The following is a 22,168-nucleotide window of genomic DNA, read 5'->3' on the forward strand; positions in this document are numbered from 1 at the left end:
ACCGAGGGTTACAGCTTACTTAACTTGGAGGGGTATTCGGAACAGGTAAGAGGTAAGAAGTGCTTTACTGGGCCGGACTCATACTGCCTTGTCGCCCATTTGCGGTGAATTGAACCAATTAATGATGCGGATCCGGGAGTTGTTCCCATGCCCCGTGTGCTCGTTGTCGACGACCAGAAGGACGTCCGCGCCATGGTGGCGATCGTGCTTCGGGTCAACCATTATGACGTAGTCGAGGCCGAGAGTGGCGCCGCGGGCCTGAAGGCCTTCGGCGAAGGTGCTTTCGATGCGGCAATTGTCGATATCTTCCTGGCTGATACCAGTGGCGTTGACGTCATGATGGCCATTCGCGAGCAAGTTCCGGGGTTTCCGCTCGTCGCGGTCTCCGGGATGACCGCTCTGGATTTCGTGAGCGAGGCGCCTGATCTCGCCGACGTCGTATGCCTGCAAAAGCCGTTTCGGCCGAACGATCTGCTGCAGGCGCTGCGCAAGGCTCAGGCTGCCGCGGGCGGCCAGCTCTCCGCAGCTGTCTGACCCGCCGGGCAAAAGAAAACGCCCCGGCGAACCGGGGCGTTGGGGGCGATCTGGACAGGCGACCCGTCTCAGGTGCCGTTGCCTTTGATCTCGGCGTAGCCGCCCTTGGCGTCCCATTTGTAGACGACGTAGTCGAGCTGCTTGATGTCGCCCTTGGCGTCGTACTCGATCGGGCCGATCACGGTGTCCCACTTGCCGGCCTTGATCGCGGCCATGACCTTCTTCGCATCGGTGGTGCCGGCCTTCTTGGCCGCCTGCGACCAGACCTGCATCGCCGCGTAGGTGTAGAGCGTGTAGCCTTCGGGATCGATGTTCTTGGCCTTGAACGCCTCGACGATCTTCTTGGCGGTCGGCTTGTTGCGCGGATCGGGACCGAAGGTGAACAGCGTGCCTTCGCCGGCCGGACCGGTGATGGAGGCGTACTCCTTGTCGGCGAGCGCGTCGCCGGCCATCAGCACGGTCTTCAGGCCCTGGTCGCGCATCTGGCGCAGGATCAGGCCGCTCTCCTGATGATAGCCGCCGACATAGACGAGGTCGATGTTGTCGCGCTTCAGGCGCGAGACGATCGCGTTGAAGTCCTTGTCGCCCTTGTTGTAGGACTCGTACATCTTCTCGGTGATGCCGGCCTTGTTGAGCGCCTTCTTGGTCTCGTCCGCAAGACCCTTGCCGTAGGTGGTCTTGTCGTTGAGGATCGCGATGTTCTTGCCTTTGTAGTTCTTGGCGATGTACTGCGCCGCGACCAGGCCCTGCTGGTCGTCACGGCCGCAGACGCGCGCCACGTTCCAAAGTCCCGCATCGGTGAATTTCGGATTAGTGGAGGCGGGGGTGATCTGGAGCACGTTGCCGTCGGCATAGGCCTCCGATGCCGGGATCGACGACGACGAGCAATAGTGCCCGGCCACGAACGGCATCTTGGCGCCGGCGATCTTCTCGGCAACCGAGCGCGCCTGCTTCGGATCGCAGGCATCGTCCTCGACGTCGAGCGCGAGCTTCTTGCCGTTGACGCCGCCGGCGGCGTTGATGTCAGCCACGGCCATTTCGGCGCCGTTCTTCATCTGGCGGCCGAAGGCGGACTCGCCGCCGGTCATCGGACCTGCGACTGCGACGGTGACATCCTGCGCGAATGCCGCGCTCGAGAGCGCGAGCGATGCGCCGAATGCCAGACCGATGAGCTTCAGTGATTTCATGAGATACCTCGCGGGTGGTCGCCTGTGGAAGTTGCCGGGCAGGCCCGGTCCAAACCGGCGCCATTCTTGAATGAATTTTGCGAGAAGTCACCGGCAAAATACGGGCATCGATGGAGATATCTCGCCGCATTCGGCCGCACATCGCCCGTCTCAGCCGTGCCGGCCGCCTTCCAGATAGGCGGCGCGAATCTCGGGGCGCTGCAACAACTCGGCGCCGGTGCCTGCCAGCGTGATGAGGCCGTTGACCATGACATAGCCGCGATGGGCGAGCTTGAGCGCGTGGTTGGCGTTCTGCTCGACGATCAGCACGGTCAGGCCGTCCTGCCGGTTCAGGGTGCGGATCGCATCGAAGATCTGCCGGGCGATCAGTGGCGCGAGGCCAAGCGAGGGCTCGTCGAGCAGCAGCAGGCGGGGCCGGCTCATCAGGGCACGTCCGATCGCCAGCATCTGCTGCTCGCCGCCGGAGAGGGTTCCGCCGCGCTGGGCGTAACGTTCCTTCAACCGTGGAAACAGTGAGAACACGCGCTGCAGCGTCGCCTCGCGCTCCGCATCGGTGCATTCGGTGGCGTCCGCCCCCATCTGGAGGTTTTCCGCCACGCTCATGCGCGGGAAGATGCGACGTCCCTCCGGCGATTGCGCGATGCGCAAATGCGCGATCTCGTGGGTCGGAACGCCGGTGATGTCGCGGCCCTCGTACAGGATCTGGCCGGAGCGGGCGCGCGGCTTGCCGAAGATCGTCATCATCAGCGTCGATTTGCCGGCCCCGTTGGCGCCGATCAGTGCCACGATCTCGCCGGAATTGATCTCGACGTCGACGCCCTTCAGCGCCTCGATCTTGCCGTAGGCGGCGCGAAGGCTGCGGATCGCGAGCAGGGGAGTGGGTGAAGTCATGACCCGCTCTCCATCACGGCCGCAGCCTCGTCCTCGTCGGTGCCGAGATAGGCGGCGATCACCTTGGGATCGTCGCGCACCTCCTGCGGTGATCCCTGCGCGATCTTGACGCCATGGTCCATCACCACGATGTGGTCGGAGATCTCCATCACCACGGACATGTCGTGCTCGATCAGGAGGATCGAGGTGCCGAGCTCCTTGCGGATCGAGAGCAGGAGCTCGCTGAGCGCGGCACTCTCGCGCGCATTGAGGCCGGCGGCGGGCTCGTCCAGGCACAGAAGTGCGGGCTCGGTGCACATCGCGCGCGCGATCTCGAGCCGGCGCTGGTCGCCATAGGCGAAATTGCCGGCGGCATCGTCGGCGCGGTCGAGCAGATTGACGCGCCTCAGCCAGTCGGTGGCGAGATCGATTGCGCGCTTCTCCGCATCGCGATAGCCGGGTGCGCCGATCAGGCCGAGGAAGGTGAGGCCGGAGGCCCGCATCAAGGCGTTGTGCTGCGCCACCATCAGGTTTTCCAGCGCGGTCATGCCGGGAAACAGACGGATGTTCTGGAAGGTCCGCGCCACCTTGGCCTGCTTGGCGATGCGGAAATCGTTCAGCTTCTCCAGCGCGATGGTCCGGCCGTCGTCATGGCTGAGGCGAATGGCGCCACCGCTCGGCTTGTAGAAGCCGGTGATGCAGTTGAAGACGGTGGTCTTGCCGGCGCCGTTCGGTCCGATCAGCGCGGTGATCTTCTTGCGCTCGGCGGCGAACGACAGGTCCTGCACGGCGACGATGCCGCCGAAGCGCATGGTCAGCCGCTCGACGTTGAGAATGGTGTCGCCGCTCATCCGTGGCCTTCCTTGACGAGGTCGGAGGAGATCGCCTGCGCCTTGGTCAGGTACACGGTCGGGGCGCGATGGCCGATCAGGCCGCGCGGCCGCCAGATCATGATCAGCACCATCGCCATGCCGAACACCAGCATGCGGTAGGTTTCAAGGCTGCGGAACAGCTCGAAGCCGCCGATCATGGCAAGCGCCGCAAGCGCGACGCCGAGCTGCGATCCCATGCCGCCCAGCACGACGATGGCGAGCACCAGCGCCGATTCCTGAAAGGTGAAGGATTCCGGGCTGATGAAGCCCTGGCGTGTGGCGAAGAACGCACCGGCGAAACCGCCGAACATCGCACCGGTCGCAAACGCGGTGAGCTTGGTCGTGGTCGTGTTGATGCCGAGCGCGCGGCAGGCGACCTCATCCTCGCGCAAGGCTTCCCAGGCGCGGCCGATCGGCAGGCGGCGCAGGCGGATCGTCACCCAGTTGGTGAGCAGCGCCAGCGCCAAGATCAGATAGAACAGGAACACGATGCGGTGGGTCGACGAATATTCGATGCCGAGTTTTGCGGCGAGGCCGTCATCGCTGTTGTCGAGCGGAATGCCGAAGAAGGACGGGCGGGGAATGCCGGAGACGCCGTTGGGGCCGCCGGTCAGCTCCTGCCAGTTGATGATGACGAGGCGGATGATCTCGCCGAAGGCGAGCGTCACGATGGCAAGATAGTCGCCGCGCAGGCGCAGCACGGGGAAGCCGAGCAGCACGCCCCAGAATGCGGCGAGGATGCCGGCGAGCGGCAGGCAGACCCAGAACGACCAGCCGAAATTGGTGGCGAGCAGTCCGTAGGAATAGGCGCCGACCGCGTAGAAGGCGACGTAGCCGAGATCGAGCAGGCCGGCGAGACCGACTACGACGTTCAATCCCCAGCCCAGCATGACGTAAGTGAGCACGAGGATCGCTAGGTCGAGGATGTAGCGCTGGTTATAGAAGATCACGGGGACCAGCAGCGTGAAGATCAACAGCGCGGGTGCGAGGTAGCGGCCGACGAAGGACATTCCGCTCTGCACGCTGGGTGGCACCAGCTTGTCGGCGCCGGTCGGCCCGATCCATTGCCGCAAGAGATCGATCACGATGGAGCCGCCGAACACCACGGCGACGAGGGAGGCGAGCTCGCCGAACCGCGTCCAATAGGTGAGCTGGCCGTCGGAGCCCGCCTCGGTGCGGATGCCGACCATCAGCGAGAACAGCACCAGCGCGATCAGCGCGTTGATGAAGGCGGTCTTGAGGAGAGCGGGGATGCCCGTTGCAGGTTTGGCCGTTTGGGTCGAGGGAGCTGTCACGCGGCGGTCCGTCAGACTTTTTCGACTTCGGGACGGCCGAGCAGGCCGGTCGGCATGAAGATCAGCACGACGATCAGGATCGAGAACGCGGCGACGTCCTTGTATTCGACCGAGAAATAGGCCGACCAGAACGTCTCGATCAGGCCGATCGCGAGACCTCCGAGCATGGCGCCCGGCAGCGAGCCGATGCCGCCGAGCACGGCCGCGGTGAAGGCCTTGATGCCGGCGACGAAGCCCATGAAGAAATCGACGAGGCCGTAATAGAGCAGGTACATCAGGCCGGCGACCGCGGCGAGCGCGGCGCCGATCACGAAGGTCATGGAGATGGTGCGGTCGACGTCGACGCCGAGCAGCGCCGCCATGGTCTGGTCCTGCTCGCAGGCGCGCATGTCGCGCCCGAGCCGCGTGCGCGAGACCAGCCAGGTGAACAGCGCCAGCAGCACGATGGTGGTGATGACCACCATGATCTGGATGTTGGAGAGCTGGATGACGAAGCCGTCCGCGCTCTCATGCAGGGTATAGCCGCCAGTGATGAAAGGCGGGATCGGTTTGACGCGCGCGCCCTGGGCAACTTGCGAATAGTTGGTCAGTACGAAGGACATGCCGATCGCCGACAGCATCGGGGCGAGTCGGAAGGAATGCCGCAGCGGCCGGTAGGCGATGCGCTCGATGGTCCAGCCATAGAGTGCGGTGATCGCCATCGCGACCAGCAGCACCACGAGCAGGATCACCGGGATCGCGGTCAGGCCGAGTGAGACCAGGATCAGGAACGTGATCAGGGCGATGAAGCCGCCGATCATGAAGACGTCGCCGTGGGCAAAATTGATCATGCCGACGATGCCGTAGACCATCGTGTAACCGATGGCGATCAGGCCGTAGATCGAGCCCAGGACGAGACCGTTGATGAGTTGCTGGGCGAAATAATCCATGCGCTGCCGTTACCAAACCTGTGGCGGGCTCAAAGGGAGCTCTTCGAGGGAGAGTTTCTGTGAGTTTCTTCGCGGGCCCCGGCAGCCCCAAGCGTTCTTCCTGTTTTGTAACAGGAGGGAACTGGCGGCTGCAACTGGCCGCTGCTCGTTAGAAGGTCTTGTGCAGAACTCATTTGGCTACGGATGTCATATCGGGGTTCCGCAGCTGCGAGGAACCTGGTTCCGCATGGCAACCAAATCGCTGCCCCGCGGTTATCTCGCACTGACGTCCAACAAGGGAGTTTCCCGACATGACGAAGCAGCAGAACCAGAATCCGGGCCAGCAGGGCCAGAACCCCGGTCAGCAGCAGGGCGGCGGCCAGAAACCCGGACAGCAGCAGCAGGATCCGCAGCGCCAGGGCGAGCGGCCCGGCCAGCAGCAGGGCGGCCAGCCCCGTCAGGACAACAGGTAGATTTGTGAGCCGAGGAGTGAAGGGAGGCCCCGCCGCAAGGCGGGGTCTTTTTGTCGGACCGGTCGTTCCACAGGCCGGTTAAGGTAAACGAAGGGTTTAAATTGCTGCCACAGTCTGATGCGAGTTAGCTCCCCGCAAAGCCTTCTCTCCGAAGGCGAGTGGCAGGCGAAGCGGGAAGCGGCATGTTCAGGAATTGGCGGATCGGCTCGGTCAACGGCGCGCTGGTGGCGGCCTACTTCATCCCCGCCTGGACCCTCGTTGCCTTCAACATCATGGTGGCCCCGGTGCACGGCCTCTATGAGCGGCCGAGTGTCGCGGTCGCCCTGTTCCTCAGCGACCATCTCCAGATGGCCGGTATGGACACGGTGCGGGCCGCCTGGCTGCTGGCGCTGGGGCGGCTGACCGTCGTCGCGTTTTTCGCGATCCATCTCGCGCTTCTGTGCATTCCCCGAACCCGCAGCAATGGCGGCAGCGACGAGGCGCTCGGCATTGCGCTGGCGATCGGCAGCATCATCTCGTTCGCGAGCATGGTGATGGCCTCCAAGGTCGGCGAGATGGCCGCGCTCCGGCTGCACGCCACCGAGCTGCTGCTGCTGCTCGGTGCCGCCATCGTGGTGGTGATCGAGAAGCCTGCGGCAGCGCCGAAGCTCGTCGAAGCAACACCGCCGCTAGCTCTTGAGCAGACCGAGCTCCTGCACAATCGCTGAGGCTTCCTTGACGGCGTGGTTGGCCGCCGGCACGCCGCAATAGATCGCCTGCTGCAAGAGGATTTCCTTGATGTCGTCGGGCGTGAAGCCGCCCTCGGCGAGCGCCGCGCGGACGTGCAGGCGGAACTCGTCCCATTGCCCGAGCGCGACCATGGTACCGATCACGAGCACGCGCCGCGTGCGCTCGTCGAAATGCGGCCGCGTCCAGATCTCGCCCCAGGCATAGCGCGTGATCATGTCCTGGAAGTCGGTGTTGAACGCGTTGCGGTTCGCGATCGACTTGTCGACCCAGGCATTGCCCAGCACTTTTCGGCGCACGTTCATGCCGGCATCGCGGCGCTTCTGGTCGTCCATTGGGCATCCTCTGGTCAAAATCACGGTCACGCCAATCTAGCGCAGCCCCGCCGAAGCCGACAGGGCGATGCGGCGGGCCCCATATCTTTCGCCGCCGTTCTATCTGAGGTAGCATCGGCCATTGCACGCGCCTGAAGCCTTCGTTTCGAAGGAGTGAATTGCCATGGTCGAGACCGCGCCCGGCTATATTGCCATGTTCAAGACGGCCGACGACTACCACGAGCTGAATGCGGGCGCGCATCGCAAGCCGCCCAAGGTGCTGAGCGCGCCGTCCCTGGTGTGGCATCTCGCCTTCTGGACCAATTTTCAGGAGGTTGGGCGTGGCCGGGACCAGCCTGTCAATCCGGAATGGGCCCCGAACAAGCGCCCCGAGGAGATCAACACGGCCCTCGACGGCTTCATCCGGGAGCTTTGGATCGGGCTGGAAAGGGAGCTCGGCAGCACGGTCGATGTCACGCCGCGGATTGGAGGCGTCAACCTGCTGTTCGGCAGCGCCTACCGCAATCCGCGGAGCGACGGGGTCACGACGCTCACGCGGCGCCAGAATGACATCTTTGCGAGCACCAATCGCGTTGTCAGCCTGCAATTCGTCTGGCAATTGCTTGACGTCACGATCCGTTTCGAGACCCAGGCCGAGTATTTCACGATGTCGGTCTTCGTCGAGCTCGACCGGCCGCGCACCAACGCTCCGAGCGGCATCGCCAGGCTGAACGAGACGATGGAGCGGGTCGCCGCCTATCTCGACCCGGACCGGCACCTCTCCGCTGGCAGCGATCCCGCGACTCCGCCGTCACAAGAGATGATCGACCAGCTTGCGAAGGATATCAACCGCTATTCATTCCACGAGTTCTGGCGTGTCTTTGACGAGCAGGTGCTGTCGCTGGGCGGTCCGTTCCGGAACGATGCCATTTTCCAGCGTGTCTGCGCGGATTTTCGCGGCCTGATCGCCTCCGAGCGAGCCGTGATTTTCCAGGACGATCGCTTCTTCAAGTTCAACGGACCGCCAAGCTGGGGCGCCGAGGCCAAGCAACTGCTGTTGCCCCTGATCCAGCATCGTATCCGCACCGATCACACGCGCTACGAATGCGCCGCCAACTACATGCTCGACGGCCGTGCATTCTATCTGAGTACGCTAGGTCCGCAACTGCCCGAGATTCCGGATGGCCAGCGCGTTCCCGTCGAGTTCATCGTCTATGCCCATCAGAGGGTCGACGACAGGACCGTGGTCAACAAATGGCAGCTCGGCCGTCTCGTCAGCCAGATCCTCCAGCTCGGCACGTTCCGGCTGTGTGCGCTCAAGGACGTCAAGTGGCTGCACGATGCCGGGCTCGAGCTGTCCGATCTGGAGGAGGCGACCCAGCGGGCACGTCGCGCGATCGCGAGAACGGAAGCTTACGGGACGCGCCCGGGACAAAGCGTCCCGGAAACCGCCAACCAGCGCAATCGCGTCGCCATGGCCGAGATCGCCAAGGCGCATGCGCAGCTCAACGAGATCACCGGCAAGTTTCTGGAGAATACCGGCAGCGGTCCGCTCTACCGGATCGAACGGTCCCGCTTCTATGTGCGGCAGTTCGAAGACAATGTGAAGCTGCTGCGCATTCTACGCCTCGAAGGCGACCAGCCCTACGATCAGTTCATCCGGCGCCGGCTGGGACCGGAATTCGATTTCATCGACCGGCTGGGCGTCCGCTACGAGCGCGCGATGTCGAGCATCGTCAGCCTTGATCAGAATTATCTTTCCATCACGCAGAACTCGCTGGTGGAGCGCGCCACCAAGATCGACGAGGAGACGAAGACGATCCAGTCGGAGATCGGCGGAATCCAGCGTTGGGGCGAGTTCATCCTGCTCGCTGCCCTGGTGCCCTACTACGTCTCCCATCTGCTCATCCTGATCATGGGAGAAGAATGGCCGCTCAAATCGCGGGCCGCCACCGGCGTGTGGTTGCTCAGCATCGCGTTCGCGATCTACCGCGCTTTCAATCAGGCCTTCGACCGCCGCAAGCTCACCTTGATACTGCTACCATTCGCGTTGGCCGAACTGGTGTTGATCGGCGTGTCGTTGATCGCGCCGCCGCAACCAGGACATCACCAGGCCGGGTCGGGGACCGATGGCGGCGTGCGAACCCGGCCCTCGCGCGAGCCGGCTCCAACGAACTCCGAAGCGCCGGCGGACGAGCTGAAAACGCCTCAGCGACCATCATTACAGTCTGCGGACCCATCGCCTTCTGAGCCCGCGCCGCCGCCTCCGCCCGACCCGCAGGTAACGCCGCAACCGCAGCCTTCTGCGGAGTCGCGATAGGCGACCTCAGCGCTGCGTCAGAAAGCCCACCACCGCGTCGGTGAAGGCGTGCGGCTGCTCGACATTGGAAATGTGGGCGGCGTCGATGATGGTCATGCTGGCGCCGGGAATGTTCGAGCGGATCAATTCGCCCGCGGAGATCGGGGTGGCCATGTCGTGGCGGCCGGCGATGACAAGCGTCGGGCTCTTGATCTTCGGCAGCAGCGCGCGCTGGTCGAGCGTCGACAGCGCCTCGCAGCAGGCGAGGTAGCCTTCCACGGGCGTGGCGAGCAGCATCGATTTCATCTTCGCGGTGATGTCAGGCTCGCGCTCGCGGAAATCCTGGGTCAGCCAGCCCGCGACGACGGCGTCGGCGACCGCGGCGATGCCGCCCTTCTTGACGGCCTCGATCCGCTCCAGCCATTTGGTCGGCTCGGCATAATAGCAGGAGGTGTTGGCGAGGATGAGCTTGCCGAATCTTTCAGGCGCGTTGGCGCCCAGCCATTGCCCGACCATGCCGCCCATCGACAGGCCGCACCAATGCACCTTCTCGATGTTGAGGTCGTCGAGGATCGCCAGCACGTCGCGGCCGAAACGCTCCAGCGTATAGGGGCCGGGCGGAACGTTCGACTTGCCGTGGCCGCGGCGGTCGTAGCGGATGACGCGGAACACCTGCGTCAGCGCCTTCATCTGCGGCTCCCACATCTGCAGCGTGCAGCCGAGCGAGTTGGACAGCATCAGGGTCGGCCCGCCGTCGCGGCCCTCGACGGAGACGTTGATCAGGCAACCGTCGGCATCGATCATGGGCATGCGGCGTCTCCGTTTATTGTCCGCTCGGGGCTGTTCTAGTCGCGGTCGAGGCTGTCGAGCAGCCGGTCGATCAAGGCCTGCGACGCTCCTTGATAGGCCATCGGCTCGAACAATGCCGCAATTTTCTCCGGCGAAAGATGCGCGGCGACCTGCGAATCGGCTGATAGCACATCGCGCAGGTGTTTCTTCTCGGCAACCGCGCGCTTGCTGGCGGCCTCGATCAGATGATGCGCATCGCTCTTGCCGATCTTGTCGGCGAGTGCAAAGGTGACGGCTTCCGCCATGATCAATCCGTGCGTCGCATCGAGATTGCTGCGCATGCGCGCGGGATCGACGTCGAGGCCTTCGGCGATGTCGACGATGGCGGCAAGCGCCCCCGAGGCGACCAGCATCAATTGTGGCAGCGTCGGCCATTCCGCATGCCAGGGCCCGGCGCTGCGCTCGTGATCCTGCACCTGCGCCGCGAAGATCGTCGCGGCGAGTTGCGGGGCCATGGTCGCGCAGCCAAGGGCGCTTGCGGCGGCGACCGGGTTGCGCTTGTGCGGCATGGTCGAGGAGCCGCCACGGCCTTCGCCGGCGGGCTCGAAGGCCTCGCCGACATCGGTTTGCATCATCAGCGAGACGTCACGCGCGATCTTGCCGCAGCTGCCGGCGAGGATGGCAAGGATGGATGCGGCTTCCGCGATGCGGTCGCGATGGGTGTGCCAGGGCGCCTCAGGCAGCGGCAGGTTCAACTCCTGGGCCAGCCGTTCGGCGACCGCGAGCCCCTTGTCGCCGAGCGCGGCGAGCGTGCCGGCGGCGCCGCCGAATTGTAGCGCAAGGCCTTCGCGGGAGAGCCGGCGCAGGCGGCAGCGGGCGCGCGCGAGGCTCGAGGCATATTCGGCGGCCTTCAGGCCGAACGGCATCGGCAGCGCGTGCTGGAGCCAGGTCCGCGCCACCATGGCTGTGTTGCGGTGGTTGCGCGCCACTGTGGCAAAACCCGTGATGGCGCGGCTGAGGTCGGCGTCCAGCGCAACGATGCCGGCGCGCAAGCCCAGCATGGTCGCGGTGTCGATCACGTCCTGGCTGGTCGCGCCCCAATGCACGTAGCGCGCAGCTTCCGCGTCGGCTTTCGCGACAGCGGCGGTCAGCGCCTTGACCAAGGGAATCGCGAGATTGCCGGACCGCGTCGCGGCCTCGGCCAAAGCGGTCATGTCGAAGGTGCCGGCCTTGCAGGCGGATTCGATCGGGCCCACGGCAGAGGCGGGAATCACGCCGGTCGCGGCCTCGGCCCGGGCCAGAGCTGCCTCGAAATCGAGCATGTTCTGGAGGGTGGCGCGGTCGTCGCAGACGGCGCGCATGGCCGCGCTCGACAGCATCGGCGCGAGCAGGGGGGAGAGGGCTGTGCTCATGTTGCGCGCGACCTAATCACCATGCTTCGGCTCTGCCAATCCCCCGACCGTTCGCACAAAACATTTTGCAGGTGCGAATATGCATTGCACGTGACCGGGGGCTGCCCTTTTCTTTGCGGCCTCCGTGCGTTACTTGAGCATCCCCTACCTTTACGATCCCGGAGGCACCCCATGGCCATGACGATGAACGGCGAAGTCCAGCTTGCGGCGCCGCGCGAGGCCGTGTGGGAGAAACTCAACGACCCCGAGGTGCTGAAGGCCTGTATCCCCGGCTGCGAGGAGCTGGAGAAGACCGAGGACGGCGGCTTTCGCGCGACCGCGAAAATGAAGGTCGGGCCAGTCTCGGCGCGCTTCAAGGGCAAGGTCACGCTCAGCGATCTCGACCCGCCGAACGGCTACAAGATCTCGGGCGAGGGCGAGGGCGGGGTCGCCGGCTTCGCCAAGGGTGGCGCGGTGGTCAAGCTGGCCGAGAAGGACGGCGGCACGCTGCTCTCCTACGAGGTCGAGGCGCAGATCGGCGGCAAGTTGGCGCAGCTCGGACAGCGCCTGATCAACGGCACCGCCAAGAAGCTGGCCGACGAGTTTTTCGCGAACTTCGCCAAAGCTGTACAAGGCTAGCGGTACGGGGTTGAAACCTATCGCCTTTCGGCATGGCGCCTTGCGCTCCCGGTGATGTTGCCCCGGGGCATAATGGCCCATATGATAGGTTGGAATAATTATAAGAAAGAACCGCTTCGACGGGACCCGTCGGGGCGCTGATAGAGAGTGCTTATGGCGAAAATCTCCCTCATCGTGAACGGCAATCCTGTGACGGCCAACGTCGATCCCCGCACGCTTCTGGTGCAGTTCTTGCGCGAGAATCTGCGGCTGACGGGCACCCATGTCGGCTGCGACACCTCGCAGTGCGGCGCCTGCGTCGTGCATCTCGACGGCAAGGCCGTGAAGTCCTGCACCACGCTGGCCGTGATGGCCGACGGCCATGAGGTCAAGACGATCGAGGGGCTGGCTGCTGACGGCGCGCCGCTGCATCCAATGCAGGAGGCCTTCCGCGAGCACCATGGCCTGCAGTGCGGCTTCTGCACGCCCGGCATGATCATGACCGCGATCGACATCGTCCACCGCAAGGGCAACGAGCTCGACGACCACACGATCCGGGAAGAGCTGGAAGGCAATCTCTGCCGCTGCACCGGCTACCAGAACATCGTCGCCTCGATCTCCGCCGGCGCCAAGGCGATGGCGAAATCCGACCTCGCCTAACGCGCATCCCGCGACCAGGACATTCAGATGTACGAATTCAAATACCACCGCCCCGGGACCGTGCGGCAGGCCGCCAACCTCCTGCTCAAGAACGAGGACGCCAAGGTCATCGCCGGCGGCCACACGCTGATTCCCGTCATGAAGCAGCGCCTCGCCAGCCCGCCGCATCTGGTCGACCTCTCCCATATCGAGGGGCTCAACACGATCGAGATGAAGGGCCGAGCGCTGGTGATCGGCGCCACCGCCAAGCATGCCGAGGTCGCGACCTCCGCGATCGTCGGCGAGGCCATTCCGGCGCTGGCCAACCTCGCCAGCCAGATCGGCGATCCCGCCGTGCGCCACAAGGGCACGATCGGCGGCTCGCTCGCCAACAACGATCCGACCGCGGATTATCCGGCCGCCGTGCTCGCGCTCGGCGCCACCATCGTCACCAACAAGCGCCGCCTCAAGGCCGAGGAGTTTTTCCAGGGCCTGTTCTCGACGGCACTGGAAGCCGACGAAATCATCACGAAAGTGATGTTCCCGCTGCCGAAGAAGGCGGCCTACATCAAGTTCCGCAACCAAGCCTCGCGCTATGCGCTGGTCGGCGTGTTCGTGGCGCGGCGTCCGTCGGACGTGCGGGTCGCCGTGACAGGCGCCGGCTCGGAAGGCGTGTTCCGCGTCACTGCGTTCGAGGAGGCGCTGAAGAAGCGGTTCGCGTCGAAGGCGATCGAGGGCATTGAGGTGCCCGCCGAGGGGCTGAACAGCGACATCCACGGCAGCGCCGAATACCGTGCACATCTCATCGGGGTGCTGACCCGGCGCGCCCTCGATGCCGCCAACGCCAAGGCGTGAGTGAACCTCACGCCTCGGCCAAACTTGTCCCCGGTGAGGGCGTAGCGAGACTGGCTTTTTCATGACTTCAGCGGCCAATTCTTCCGGTGCTTTGCCGGCATCGGTTGATGCGATGCTCGAACTTCTCACTTCGCGCGGCTATCTCGCGGAGCGATCGCTGGCCACGGTGACCTATCTGTCGCTGCGCATGGGCCGGCCGCTGTTCCTGGAAGGCGAGGCCGGCGTCGGCAAAACCGAGATCGCAAAGGTGCTGTCGGCGGCGCTGGGGCGGAAGCTGATCCGCCTGCAGTGCTACGAGGGCCTCGACGTCTCCTCCGCGGTCTACGAGTGGAACAGCGCGTCGCAGATGATCGCGATCCGGATGGCGGAAGCCGCCGGCGACACCGACCGCGACCAGCTCTCGAGCGATATCTTCGCCGACCGCTACATGATCAAGCGGCCGCTGCTCCAGGCGCTGGAGCCCGATGTTGCGGGACCGCCGGTGCTGCTGATCGACGAGCTCGACCGTGCCGACGAGGCGTTCGAGGCCTATCTTTTGGAAATCCTCAGCGACTTCCAGGTCACCATCCCCGAATTCGGCACCGTGAAGGCGCCGCATCCGCCGATCGTCATCATCACCTCCAACCGCACCCGCGAGATCCATGACGCGTTGAAGCGGCGCTGCCTCTATCACTGGGTCGATTATCCCGCCGCCGAGCGCGAGCTCGCCATCGTCAAGTCGCGCGTGCCCGGCATCTCGGCAAAGCTGTCGCAGCAGGTCGTGCGCTTCGTGCAGGCGCTGCGCAACCAGGACTTCTACAAGTCTCCGGGGGTCGCCGAGACCATCGATTGGGCGACCGCGCTGTCGGAGCTCGATGCCCGCTCGCTGACCCCGCAAGTGGTCGGCGACACGCTGGGCGCTCTGCTCAAATACCAGGACGACATCACCCGCATGCAGGGCGACACCCTGCAGAAGGTGTTGAAGGAAGCGACGAGCGAGAATTGACGCGCGCGTCATAACGAACTCGTCATTCCGGGGTGCGCATAGCGCGAGCCCGGAATCCATCGGGCCGCAGAGTTCGTGGATGAATGGATTCCGGGCTCGATGCTCCGCATCGCCCCGGAATGACGAGTGGATGGATACGAGACATGGCCATCAACCACCTTGCGCCCGAGCAAACCGAGCAGTTCGCCGACAACATCGTCGGCTTTGCCCGCGCGTTGCGCTCGGCCGGGATGCCGGTCGGCCCAGGCGCCGTCATCGATGCCATGAGCGCGCTCCAGGTGATCGACATCGGCAACCGCGCCGACGTCTTCGCCACGCTGGAGGCGATCTTCGTCAAGCGCCACGAGCATGCGCTGATCTTCAAGCAGGCCTTCAACCTGTTCTTCCGCGCCTCGGAAGAATGGAAGCACATGCTGGATTCGGTGCCGCTGCCGGAGCAGGCCAAGAAGAAGCCGCAGGCCGGCGCCCGCCGCGTGCAAGAGGCGATGTCGCAGCCGCGCATGACCGAGACGCCGCAGCACCAGGAGCAGGACCTGCGCCTGTCGGTCTCCGACAAGGAGATCCTTCAGAAGAAGGATTTCGCGCAGATGAGTGCGGCCGAGATCACGGAGGCGCTGCGCGCCATCGAGCGGATGCATCTGCCGCAGGCCGAGCTGCTGACGCGCCGGCATCGGCCCGATCTCCGCGGCCTGCGCCTCGACCTTCGCCGCACGCTGCGGGCATCGCTGCGCACCGGCGGCGACATCATCGACATCCATCGCCTTGGGCGGATCGAGAAGCCCGCGCCGATCGTCGCCCTGCTCGACATCTCGGGCTCGATGAGCGAGTACACCCGTCTGTTCCTGCACTTCCTCCATGCCATCGGCGACGCCCGCAAGCGTGTGTCGGTGTTCCTGTTCGGGACCCGCCTCACCAACGTCACCCGCGCGCTGCGCCAGCGCGATCCGGACGAGGCGCTGGCGAGCTGCTCGGCCTCGGTCGAGGACTGGGCCGGCGGCACGCGGATCTCGGCCTCGCTGCACAACTTCAACAAATTGTGGGCGCGGCGCATGCTGAGCCAGGGCGCCATCGTGCTGCTGATCTCCGACGGGCTGGAGCGGGAGGCCGATTCCAAGCTCGCCTTCGAGATGGACCGGCTGCACCGGTCCTGCCGGCGGCTGATCTGGCTCAACCCGCTGCTGCGGTTCTCCGGCTTCGAGGCCAAGGCCCAGGGCATCAAAATGATGCTCCCGCACGTTGACGAATTCCGGCCCGTGCATAATTTGAGTTCGATCCAGGAGCTGATCACGACGCTCTCCCGGCCGCTGCCGCCGCATCACCGCAGCCTGATCCGCTCCGCAGCTTGAGAGGCAAAGCCCATGCTCGATCGCGACGAGGATATTCTGAAGGCGGCGGAGGACTGGCAGAAGGCCGGCCGTGGCGTCGCGCTGGCGACCGTCGTCGAAACCTGGGGCTCGGCCCCGCGTCCGGCGGGCTCGAGCCTCGTCATTAATGACGAGGGCACCTTCCTGGGCTCCGTTTCAGGCGGCTGCGTCGAGGGCGCCGTGGTCACCGAGGCCATGGACGTCATCGAGAGCGGCAAGCCAAAAATGCTGGAGTTCGGCGTCGCCGACGAGACCGCCTGGAACGTCGGTCTGTCCTGCGGCGGCACCATCCGCGTCTTCGTCGAGAAGGTCGGCTGACCGTGAAGCTCGCGATCCTGCACGAACTCAATGCCGAGCGCGCCGCGCGCCGCCCGGCCATTTTGGTGACCGACACCGAGACCGGCGAGCAGCGCCTGGTGAAGGCTGCGGATTTTGCAAAGGACCCGCTGCGCGCCGAGCTGGAAAAGCAGCTTCGCATGGGCAAGAGCGCCAATGTCGAGGCCGGCGGCAAGCAGCTGTTCCTCAACGTCTATGCGCCGACCGCAAAGCTCGTCATCGTCGGCGCGGTCCATATCAGTCAGGCGCTGGCGCCGCTGGCGCGCTCGCTCGGCTACGACGTCACCGTCGTCGATCCCCGTACGGCCTTTGCGAGTCCCGAGCGCTTCCCCGACATTCCGCTCGTTGCCGAATGGCCCGACACGGCGCTGCCGCCGCTCAACGTCGATGCCTATACGGCGTTCGTCGCGGTGACGCACGATCCCAAGATCGACGATCCCGCGCTGCTGCACGCCTTCGAGCGCAAATGCTTCTATATTGGCGCGCTCGGCTCGCGGAAGACGCATGTCAAGCGCGGCGACCGGCTGCGGGCGCAGGGCGCCAAAGAGAGCGACATCGCGCGCATCCACGCGCCCATTGGCCTTGCGATCGGCGCGGTCTCGCCGTCCGAGATCGCGGTGGCGATCATGGCCGAGATCACGGCGGTGCTGCGCCTGCCGCCCAAAGAAAAAGAAGAAGCGGCATGAAATTCGGCCCGGCGAGCCCGAGGGATGCGATCGGCGGAGTGACCGTCCATACCCTGCGCCAGGGGCCGCTGGTACTGAAGAAAGGCACGACCATCGGCCCTGCCGAGGTCGAGGCGCTCGAGCGCGTCGGCATCAAGGACATCGTCGTGGTCCGCATGGAGGAGGGCGACGTCTCCGAGGACGTCGCGGCCGCCAGCATCGCACTCGCGATCGGCGGCGATGGCATCCATGTCGAGCGCGCCTTCACCGGCCGCGCCAATCTGTTTGCCGCGCGTCCGGGTGTGCTGGTGATCGACCGTGCCGCAGTCGACCGCATCAACAACGTCGATGAAGCCATCACCTTTGCGACGCTCTCGGCCTACAAGCCGGTGGTCGAGGGCGAGATGGTCGGCACCGTCAAGATCATCCCGTTCGGCGTCGAGGGGACTTTGCGGGATGCCGCGGTGAAAGCCGCCGGCAAGGACGTGCTGAAAATCGCGCCTTACGTCATCAAGCGCGTCGGTGTGGTCTCAACTCTGCTGCCGGGACTCTCGTCGAAGGTCATCGACAAGACCCTGCGCGTCACGGCCGAGCGGCTTGCCCCTGCGGGCGCCGGCATCATCGCCGAGCGTCGCGTGCAGCATGATGAAGCTGCACTGTCCGCCGCGATCAAGGAGCTGCTCGGGCTCGGCGCCGAGCTCGTCATCGTGTTCGGCGCGTCCGCGATCGCCGACCGCCGCGACGTGATCCCGGCCGCAGTTACAGGGATCGGCGGCGAGATCGAGCATTTCGGGATGCCGGTCGATCCCGGCAATCTCCTGCTGATTGCCCGCGCCGGCGGCGTGCCGGTGCTGGGCGCCCCGGGCTGCGCCCGCTCGCCGGTCGAGAACGGTTTTGACTGGGTGCTGATGCGGCTGCTCGCCGGCATCAAGGTGACGCGCTCCGAGCTGATGGGCATGGGCGTCGGCGGTCTCTTGATGGAGATCGTGACGCGGCCGCAGCCGCGCGCAAAGCCCGAGACCGAGGGCAACAGCCAGGTCGCTGCCATCGTGCTCGCCGCGGGACGTTCGACCCGGATGGGCGGGCCGAACAAGCTGCTCGCCGAGCTCGACGGCAAGAAGCTGGTGCGGATCGCGACCGAGCAGGCGCTGGCGTCAAAAGCCTCCGAGGTGATCGTCGTCACCGGCCACCAGACCGAGCTGGTCGAGCAGGCGTTGCAGGGCCTGAAGGTGCGCTTCGTCAAGAACCCGGATTTCGCCGGCGGCATTGCAAGCTCGGTCAAGGCAGGCATCGCGGCCGTGTCCGACGCCTGCGACGGCGCATTGGTCTGCCTCGGCGACATGCCGCTGATCGACGCCGGCCTGATCGACCGTCTGATCGACGGCTTCGCGCCGGACCGCGGCAATCTCATCGTGGTGCCTGTCAGCGAGGGCCGCCGCGGCAATCCCGTGCTGTGGTCGCGCCGCTTCTTCAAGGAATTGATGACACTCGATGGTGACGTCGGTGCGCGGCATCTGATCGCCAAGCACAGTGAAGCGGTCGCCGAAGTGCCTGTCGAAGGCGAGGGCGCCTTCCTCGACATCGACACGCCGCAGGCCCTGGAAGCGGCACGGCGCGGATGACGCTTCGCTAATCCGCCCTATGGCATCTCCCAAACATCCCGATTTCAACCACCCGTTCACCATCTGGAAACGACCGCGGATTAGAGTTCCTCCACCTGCCTTGGGGGGAGGGGTTTTTCCATGGTTTCGAACGTCGTCGCGCGCCGTTGCGCGATGTTTTTCTTTGCGTTGTCGGTTTGTGTCGCCGGCGCCCGCCACATCACGGATGCGCATGCCGCCGGCGCCTTTGCGGTCGGCAAGTGCGGCGCCTATGGCCAGGCCTATGATTACGGCGCCGAGCACGAGGCCCGCGCCGCCGCGCAGAAGCAGTGCAAGGGCGATTGCACGACCGTGACGATGAAGCGTGCCTGCGCCGCCATGTCGGTCGATATGACCAATCCCTGCGGCGCCTATGGCTATGCCGTCAAGCCGAAGATCTCCGCCTCGCTCAATGCCGCCACGCGCGAATGCTACAAATACGGCGGCAAGGAATGCGTGATCCGCGCCTGGGCCTGCGACGCCAAAGGCTGATTCGTCGAGCGCTGATTCCTCTTGCTGTCATTCCGGGGCGATGCATAGCATCGAGTCCGGAATGACAATTGAGGAAACACATGCAGTTCGATACCAAGATCGCCGTCGTGATCCGCACCGACCTTCAAGCCTGGCAAAAACTCAACGTTGCGTCCTTTCTCACCAGCGGCATCGCGGCGGCATTTCCTGAATGCATCGGAGATCCCTATGAGGACGCCTCGGGTACGGCATATCTGTCGCTGATCGGCCAGCCGATCCTGATTTATGGCGCCGACGGTCCGGCGCTGTCGCGCGCGCTCGACCGCGCGCTGACGCGTGGCGTCAAGCCGGCGGTCTATACCGAAGACATGTTCAAGACCACGCACGATGCCGCCAATCGCGAGGCGGTGAGGGCGGTGGCTCGTACCGATCTCAATCTCGTCGGCATTGCCATGCGTGCCGAACGCAAGGTGATCGACAAGATTGTGGATGGGCTCAAGTTCCACAGCTGACACGGCCCCACTTCCGCCGCCTTGTCATCGCGTCGTCACGCCGCCGCGAATGATGCGCAAACATTGTGCTGTTTGACCCCAATCAAAGGCGCACCGTCCGGCATCGCTAGTCTGCTCCGCGTCATGCAGAAGGAGCAGACCTATGCCGACCATGAAAGCCGCGATCGTCAAACAATTCGGCAAGCCGCTGGTGATCGAGGACGTGCCGGTGCCGCAGCCCGGTCCGGGCGAGGTTCTGGTCAAGGTCAAGGCGTGCGGGGTCTGCCACACCGATCTGCACGCAGCCTCCGGCGACTGGCCGGTGAAGCCGGTGCCGCCCTTCATTCCCGGCCACGAGGCTGCCGGCATCGTCGCGGCGCTCGGGCCCGGCGTGAAGAATCTGAAGGTGGGCGATGCCGTCGGCGTCGCCTGGCTGCACGATGCCTGCATGTCTTGCGAATATTGCGAGACCGGCTGGGAGACGCTGTGCGAGCACCAGCACAACACCGGCTACAGCGTGAATGGCGGCTTTGCCGAATATGTCATTGCTTCGGCTGCCTTTGCGGCAAAGCTGCCGGCGACGGTCGACTTCGCCGCCGTCGCGCCGATCCTCTGCGCGGGCGTCACCACCTACAAGGGTTTGAAGGAGACCGAGGCAAAGCCCGGCGAGTGGGTCGTGATCTCAGGCGTCGGCGGGCTCGGCCACGTTGCGGTCCAGTACGCCAAGGCCATGGGGCTCAAGGTTGCCGCGATCGACATCGCCGAGGACAAGCTCAAGCTCGCACGCGAGACCGGCGCCGATCTCGCCGTGAACGCGCTTGCAGCCGATGCGGTGGACAAGGTGCTGGCGGCAACCGGAGGCGGGGCGCACGGCGTGCTGGTGACGGCAGTCTCGACCCCGGCATTCGCACAGGCGCTGAAGATGGTGCGCCGGAAGGGCACCGTCAGCCTCGTCGGCCTGCCGCCGGGCGAATTTCCGACGCCGATCTTCGACGTCGTGCTCAAGCGCATCACCGTGCGCGGCTCCATCGTCGGCACACGGCGCGACCTCGACGAAGCCATCGCCTTCGCCGCCGACGGCAAGGTGAAGGCCGAGGTGACGAAGGTGCCGCTGGCTGAGATCAACGACGTCTTCGAGCGGATGAAGGCCGGCAAGATCGACGGCCGCATGGTGCTGGATTTTGCCTAGCAACTCACCCCGGCGGCATGCCCGCGAATTTCGGCAAGCTCGGATCGAGACGATCCCAGTCATGCCCGCGCGCGGCGTAGGTCACGACTTCAGGCTTGTAGCGGGCGGGCTCGTCGAGGCTTGCGGCGCGGATGGTGAAGATGTCGGGCATGGCGGCGAAGGTCAGGTAGACCGGCAGGCCGCAACGCGCGCAGAAGCCGCGCGTCTTCACATTGCCGCTGTCGCCGGTCATGTCCCAGTGCCTGGCCTCGCCTGTCAAGGTGACGCCGGCGCGTGCGAAAGTCATGTACGAGCCGTGGCCGCTGCCGCTTTCCCGCTGGCAGTCGCGGCACTGGCAGTGATTGCTGAACAGCGGCTCACCGGTGATCGAGTAGCGGATCGCGCCGCAGGCGCAGCCGCCGGTAAATGGCTTCGTCATCGAACAATCTCCTCACTCGCTGCTGGTCTCTTGGCTGCTGATGTCATCGAGCTGCTTGACGACCTTCTTCCAGCCGCCGCTCATGACCGTGTAGGCGCTCTCGTTCCTGGGCAGCACGAAGCCCGCATGCACCAGTTGGATCCGCGTGCCGGCTTCGACCGGGGTGAGGGACCAGGTCACGATGGTGTCGAGCGGCGCGCCGTAGCCGGTGTTGCGCTCATCGCCGCCCTTCCAGGCGTAGACGAGGCGCCTGTTCGCCACGACCTCGAGCACGCGGCAATGGATGACGCCGTCCCAGTGGCCGCCCGGCTTGGTCTGGAATGTGAAGTCCTTGCCTTCAATCGCTGCAAAGCCGGTCGGCTGCATCAGCCAGCGCGCGATCAGCTGCGCGCTGGTCAGCGCCTTCCAGATCGTCTCGGCGGTGTGAGGGAAGACCTCGTCGATGACGATGTCCTTTGTGTCGGCGTTCAACGCGGCAGCACTCACGGATCGATCTCCTTCAAGAGGTCACGCAGGTTCTGGAAGCGCTCGCGCCAGAAGACACCGTAATGATCCATCCAGGTCACCAGCGGTTCGAGTCCTTGCGGCGCGGCGCGGTAGTAGACGTTGCGGCCCTCGGCGCGCTCAGCGACGAGCCCGGCCTGCTTCAGGGATTTCAGGTGCTGCGAGATCGCGCCCTGTGTGACGCCGCTGCCGCGGGTCAACTCGGCGACGCTGATCTCCTTGCTCTCGAACACGCGCTCGAACACGGCGCGACGGGTGGGATCGGCGAGGGCGCGCATCACGATGGTGACGGGATTTGGGGCAGCTTCGATCATGGCGACAAATTAGTGGAAGCT

At 65.0% G+C, this 22,168-nt stretch carries 26 protein-coding genes; 15 read left to right on the forward strand and 11 right to left on the reverse strand.

Annotation, left to right across the window (positions count from 1 at the left end):
• The first annotated feature begins 147 nt into the window (after nt 1-147).
• The gene (locus tag HYH08_RS34795) at nt 148-534 is read left to right on the forward strand and encodes a response regulator (RefSeq protein ID WP_220014330.1); all 387 of its coding nucleotides are present in this window, start codon (nt 148-150) and stop codon (nt 532-534) included.
• 68 nt (nt 535-602) lie between these two features.
• On the opposite strand, the gene HYH08_RS34800 is transcribed toward HYH08_RS34795, so the two are convergent.
• The 5 genes from HYH08_RS34800 to HYH08_RS34820 form a co-directional block, all read right to left on the reverse strand.
• Entirely contained in the window at nt 603-1,721 is a 1,119-nt protein-coding gene (locus HYH08_RS34800) for a branched-chain amino acid ABC transporter substrate-binding protein (RefSeq protein ID WP_220014331.1), read from the reverse strand.
• Between the two features lie 150 nt (nt 1,722-1,871).
• Complete coding sequence (locus HYH08_RS34805) at nt 1,872-2,612, reverse strand: ABC transporter ATP-binding protein (RefSeq protein WP_220014332.1); 741 nt, start codon at nt 2,610-2,612, stop codon at nt 1,872-1,874.
• Nucleotides 2,609-3,442 carry an ABC transporter ATP-binding protein gene (locus HYH08_RS34810; protein WP_220014333.1) on the reverse strand — a complete coding sequence of 278 codons (834 nt, stop codon included), beginning with the start codon at nt 3,440-3,442 and terminating at the stop codon, nt 2,609-2,611. Before HYH08_RS34810 ends, HYH08_RS34805 begins: the two co-directional genes overlap by 4 nt.
• Nucleotides 3,439-4,758 carry a high-affinity branched-chain amino acid ABC transporter permease LivM gene (gene livM, locus HYH08_RS34815; protein ID WP_220014334.1) on the reverse strand — a complete coding sequence of 440 codons (1,320 nt, stop codon included), beginning with the start codon at nt 4,756-4,758 and terminating at the stop codon, nt 3,439-3,441. Before livM ends, HYH08_RS34810 begins: the two co-directional genes overlap by 4 nt.
• 11 nt (nt 4,759-4,769) lie before the next feature.
• A complete protein-coding gene (locus tag HYH08_RS34820) occupies nt 4,770-5,687 on the reverse strand; it encodes an ABC transporter permease subunit (RefSeq protein WP_220014335.1) in 918 nt (305 codons plus the stop codon).
• Between the two features lie 290 nt (nt 5,688-5,977).
• Between HYH08_RS34820 and HYH08_RS34825 the strand changes: the two genes are divergently transcribed.
• Nucleotides 5,978-6,139 carry a hypothetical protein gene (locus HYH08_RS34825; protein ID WP_220014336.1) on the forward strand — a complete coding sequence of 54 codons (162 nt, stop codon included), beginning with the start codon at nt 5,978-5,980 and terminating at the stop codon, nt 6,137-6,139.
• 182 nt (nt 6,140-6,321) lie between these two features.
• Nucleotides 6,322-6,846 carry a hypothetical protein gene (locus tag HYH08_RS34830; protein WP_220014337.1) on the forward strand — a complete coding sequence of 175 codons (525 nt, stop codon included), beginning with the start codon at nt 6,322-6,324 and terminating at the stop codon, nt 6,844-6,846.
• On the opposite strand, the gene HYH08_RS34835 is transcribed toward HYH08_RS34830, so the two are convergent.
• Nucleotides 6,808-7,200 (reverse strand): carboxymuconolactone decarboxylase family protein, encoded by a 393-nt coding sequence (locus HYH08_RS34835; RefSeq protein ID WP_014494190.1) that lies wholly within the window; start codon nt 7,198-7,200, stop codon nt 6,808-6,810. The two genes, HYH08_RS34830 and HYH08_RS34835, sit on opposite strands and share 39 nt — an antisense overlap.
• Nucleotides 7,201-7,363: 163 nt before the next feature.
• Here HYH08_RS34835 and HYH08_RS34840 point away from each other — a divergent pair, with 163 nt between their 5' ends.
• Nucleotides 7,364-9,499, forward strand: coding sequence for a DUF3422 family protein (locus tag HYH08_RS34840; protein ID WP_220014338.1), 2,136 nt, complete (start codon nt 7,364-7,366; stop codon nt 9,497-9,499).
• Between the two features lie 6 nt (nt 9,500-9,505).
• Here the strand turns inward: HYH08_RS34840 and pcaD are convergent, their stop codons facing one another.
• Nucleotides 9,506-10,288: a 3-oxoadipate enol-lactonase gene (pcaD, locus tag HYH08_RS34845; protein ID WP_220014339.1), complete on the reverse strand. Its 783-nt coding sequence runs from the start codon at nt 10,286-10,288 to the stop codon at nt 9,506-9,508.
• A 35-nt stretch (nt 10,289-10,323) separates the two neighbouring features.
• Nucleotides 10,324-11,679: a 3-carboxy-cis,cis-muconate cycloisomerase gene (locus HYH08_RS34850; protein WP_220014340.1), complete on the reverse strand. Its 1,356-nt coding sequence runs from the start codon at nt 11,677-11,679 to the stop codon at nt 10,324-10,326.
• A gap of 171 nt (nt 11,680-11,850) precedes the next feature.
• On the opposite strand from HYH08_RS34850, the gene HYH08_RS34855 reads away from it, so the two are divergent.
• The 11 genes from HYH08_RS34855 to adhP all read left to right on the forward strand — a co-directional run bounded on the left by HYH08_RS34855 (nt 11,851) and on the right by adhP (nt 20,911).
• Complete coding sequence (locus tag HYH08_RS34855; protein WP_220014341.1) at nt 11,851-12,297, forward strand: SRPBCC family protein; 447 nt, start codon at nt 11,851-11,853, stop codon at nt 12,295-12,297.
• A gap of 153 nt (nt 12,298-12,450) precedes the next feature.
• Nucleotides 12,451-12,936, forward strand: coding sequence for a (2Fe-2S)-binding protein (locus tag HYH08_RS34860; RefSeq protein ID WP_008137528.1), 486 nt, complete (start codon nt 12,451-12,453; stop codon nt 12,934-12,936).
• A 27-nt stretch (nt 12,937-12,963) separates the two neighbouring features.
• The gene (locus HYH08_RS34865) at nt 12,964-13,770 is read left to right on the forward strand and encodes an FAD binding domain-containing protein (protein WP_220014342.1); all 807 of its coding nucleotides are present in this window, start codon (nt 12,964-12,966) and stop codon (nt 13,768-13,770) included.
• Between the two features lie 61 nt (nt 13,771-13,831).
• Nucleotides 13,832-14,755 carry an AAA family ATPase gene (locus tag HYH08_RS34870; protein ID WP_220014343.1) on the forward strand — a complete coding sequence of 308 codons (924 nt, stop codon included), beginning with the start codon at nt 13,832-13,834 and terminating at the stop codon, nt 14,753-14,755.
• Nucleotides 14,756-14,898: 143 nt separating this feature from the next.
• The gene (locus HYH08_RS34875) at nt 14,899-16,101 is read left to right on the forward strand and encodes a vWA domain-containing protein (protein ID WP_220014344.1); all 1,203 of its coding nucleotides are present in this window, start codon (nt 14,899-14,901) and stop codon (nt 16,099-16,101) included.
• A gap of 12 nt (nt 16,102-16,113) precedes the next feature.
• Complete coding sequence (locus HYH08_RS34880) at nt 16,114-16,437, forward strand: XdhC family protein (protein ID WP_008564652.1); 324 nt, start codon at nt 16,114-16,116, stop codon at nt 16,435-16,437.
• A gap of 2 nt (nt 16,438-16,439) precedes the next feature.
• Nucleotides 16,440-17,141, forward strand: coding sequence for an XdhC family protein (locus tag HYH08_RS34885; RefSeq protein ID WP_220014345.1), 702 nt, complete (start codon nt 16,440-16,442; stop codon nt 17,139-17,141).
• Entirely contained in the window at nt 17,138-18,742 is a 1,605-nt protein-coding gene (locus tag HYH08_RS34890) for an NTP transferase domain-containing protein (protein WP_220014346.1), read from the forward strand. Before HYH08_RS34885 ends, HYH08_RS34890 begins: the two co-directional genes overlap by 4 nt.
• A gap of 120 nt (nt 18,743-18,862) precedes the next feature.
• On the forward strand, nt 18,863-19,252 hold the full coding sequence (locus HYH08_RS34895; RefSeq protein ID WP_220014347.1) for a DUF4189 domain-containing protein: 390 nt from the start codon (nt 18,863-18,865) through the stop codon (nt 19,250-19,252).
• Nucleotides 19,253-19,332: 80 nt separating this feature from the next.
• Nucleotides 19,333-19,743: a DUF2000 family protein gene (locus HYH08_RS34900; RefSeq protein ID WP_220014348.1), complete on the forward strand. Its 411-nt coding sequence runs from the start codon at nt 19,333-19,335 to the stop codon at nt 19,741-19,743.
• Nucleotides 19,744-19,885: 142 nt separating this feature from the next.
• Entirely contained in the window at nt 19,886-20,911 is a 1,026-nt protein-coding gene (gene adhP, locus HYH08_RS34905) for an alcohol dehydrogenase AdhP (protein WP_220014349.1), read from the forward strand.
• Between the two features lie 4 nt (nt 20,912-20,915).
• Here adhP and HYH08_RS34910 read toward each other — a convergent pair whose 3' ends face one another.
• Genes HYH08_RS34910 through HYH08_RS34920 form a run of 3 tightly spaced genes read right to left on the reverse strand, consistent with a single transcriptional unit; the run spans nt 20,916 to nt 22,147 of the window.
• A complete protein-coding gene (locus HYH08_RS34910) occupies nt 20,916-21,329 on the reverse strand; it encodes a GFA family protein (RefSeq protein WP_220014350.1) in 414 nt (137 codons plus the stop codon).
• Between the two features lie 12 nt (nt 21,330-21,341).
• On the reverse strand, nt 21,342-21,815 hold the full coding sequence (locus HYH08_RS34915; protein WP_220014351.1) for an SRPBCC family protein: 474 nt from the start codon (nt 21,813-21,815) through the stop codon (nt 21,342-21,344).
• Entirely contained in the window at nt 21,812-22,147 is a 336-nt protein-coding gene (locus HYH08_RS34920; protein WP_212371966.1) for an ArsR/SmtB family transcription factor, read from the reverse strand. The genes HYH08_RS34915 and HYH08_RS34920 overlap by 4 nt, the downstream gene beginning before the upstream one ends.
• Nucleotides 22,148-22,168 lie beyond the last annotated feature (21 nt).

The organism is Bradyrhizobium sp. BR 10289 (assembly GCF_019455385.1).
Taxonomy (GTDB): Bacteria; Pseudomonadota; Alphaproteobacteria; order Rhizobiales; family Xanthobacteraceae; genus Bradyrhizobium.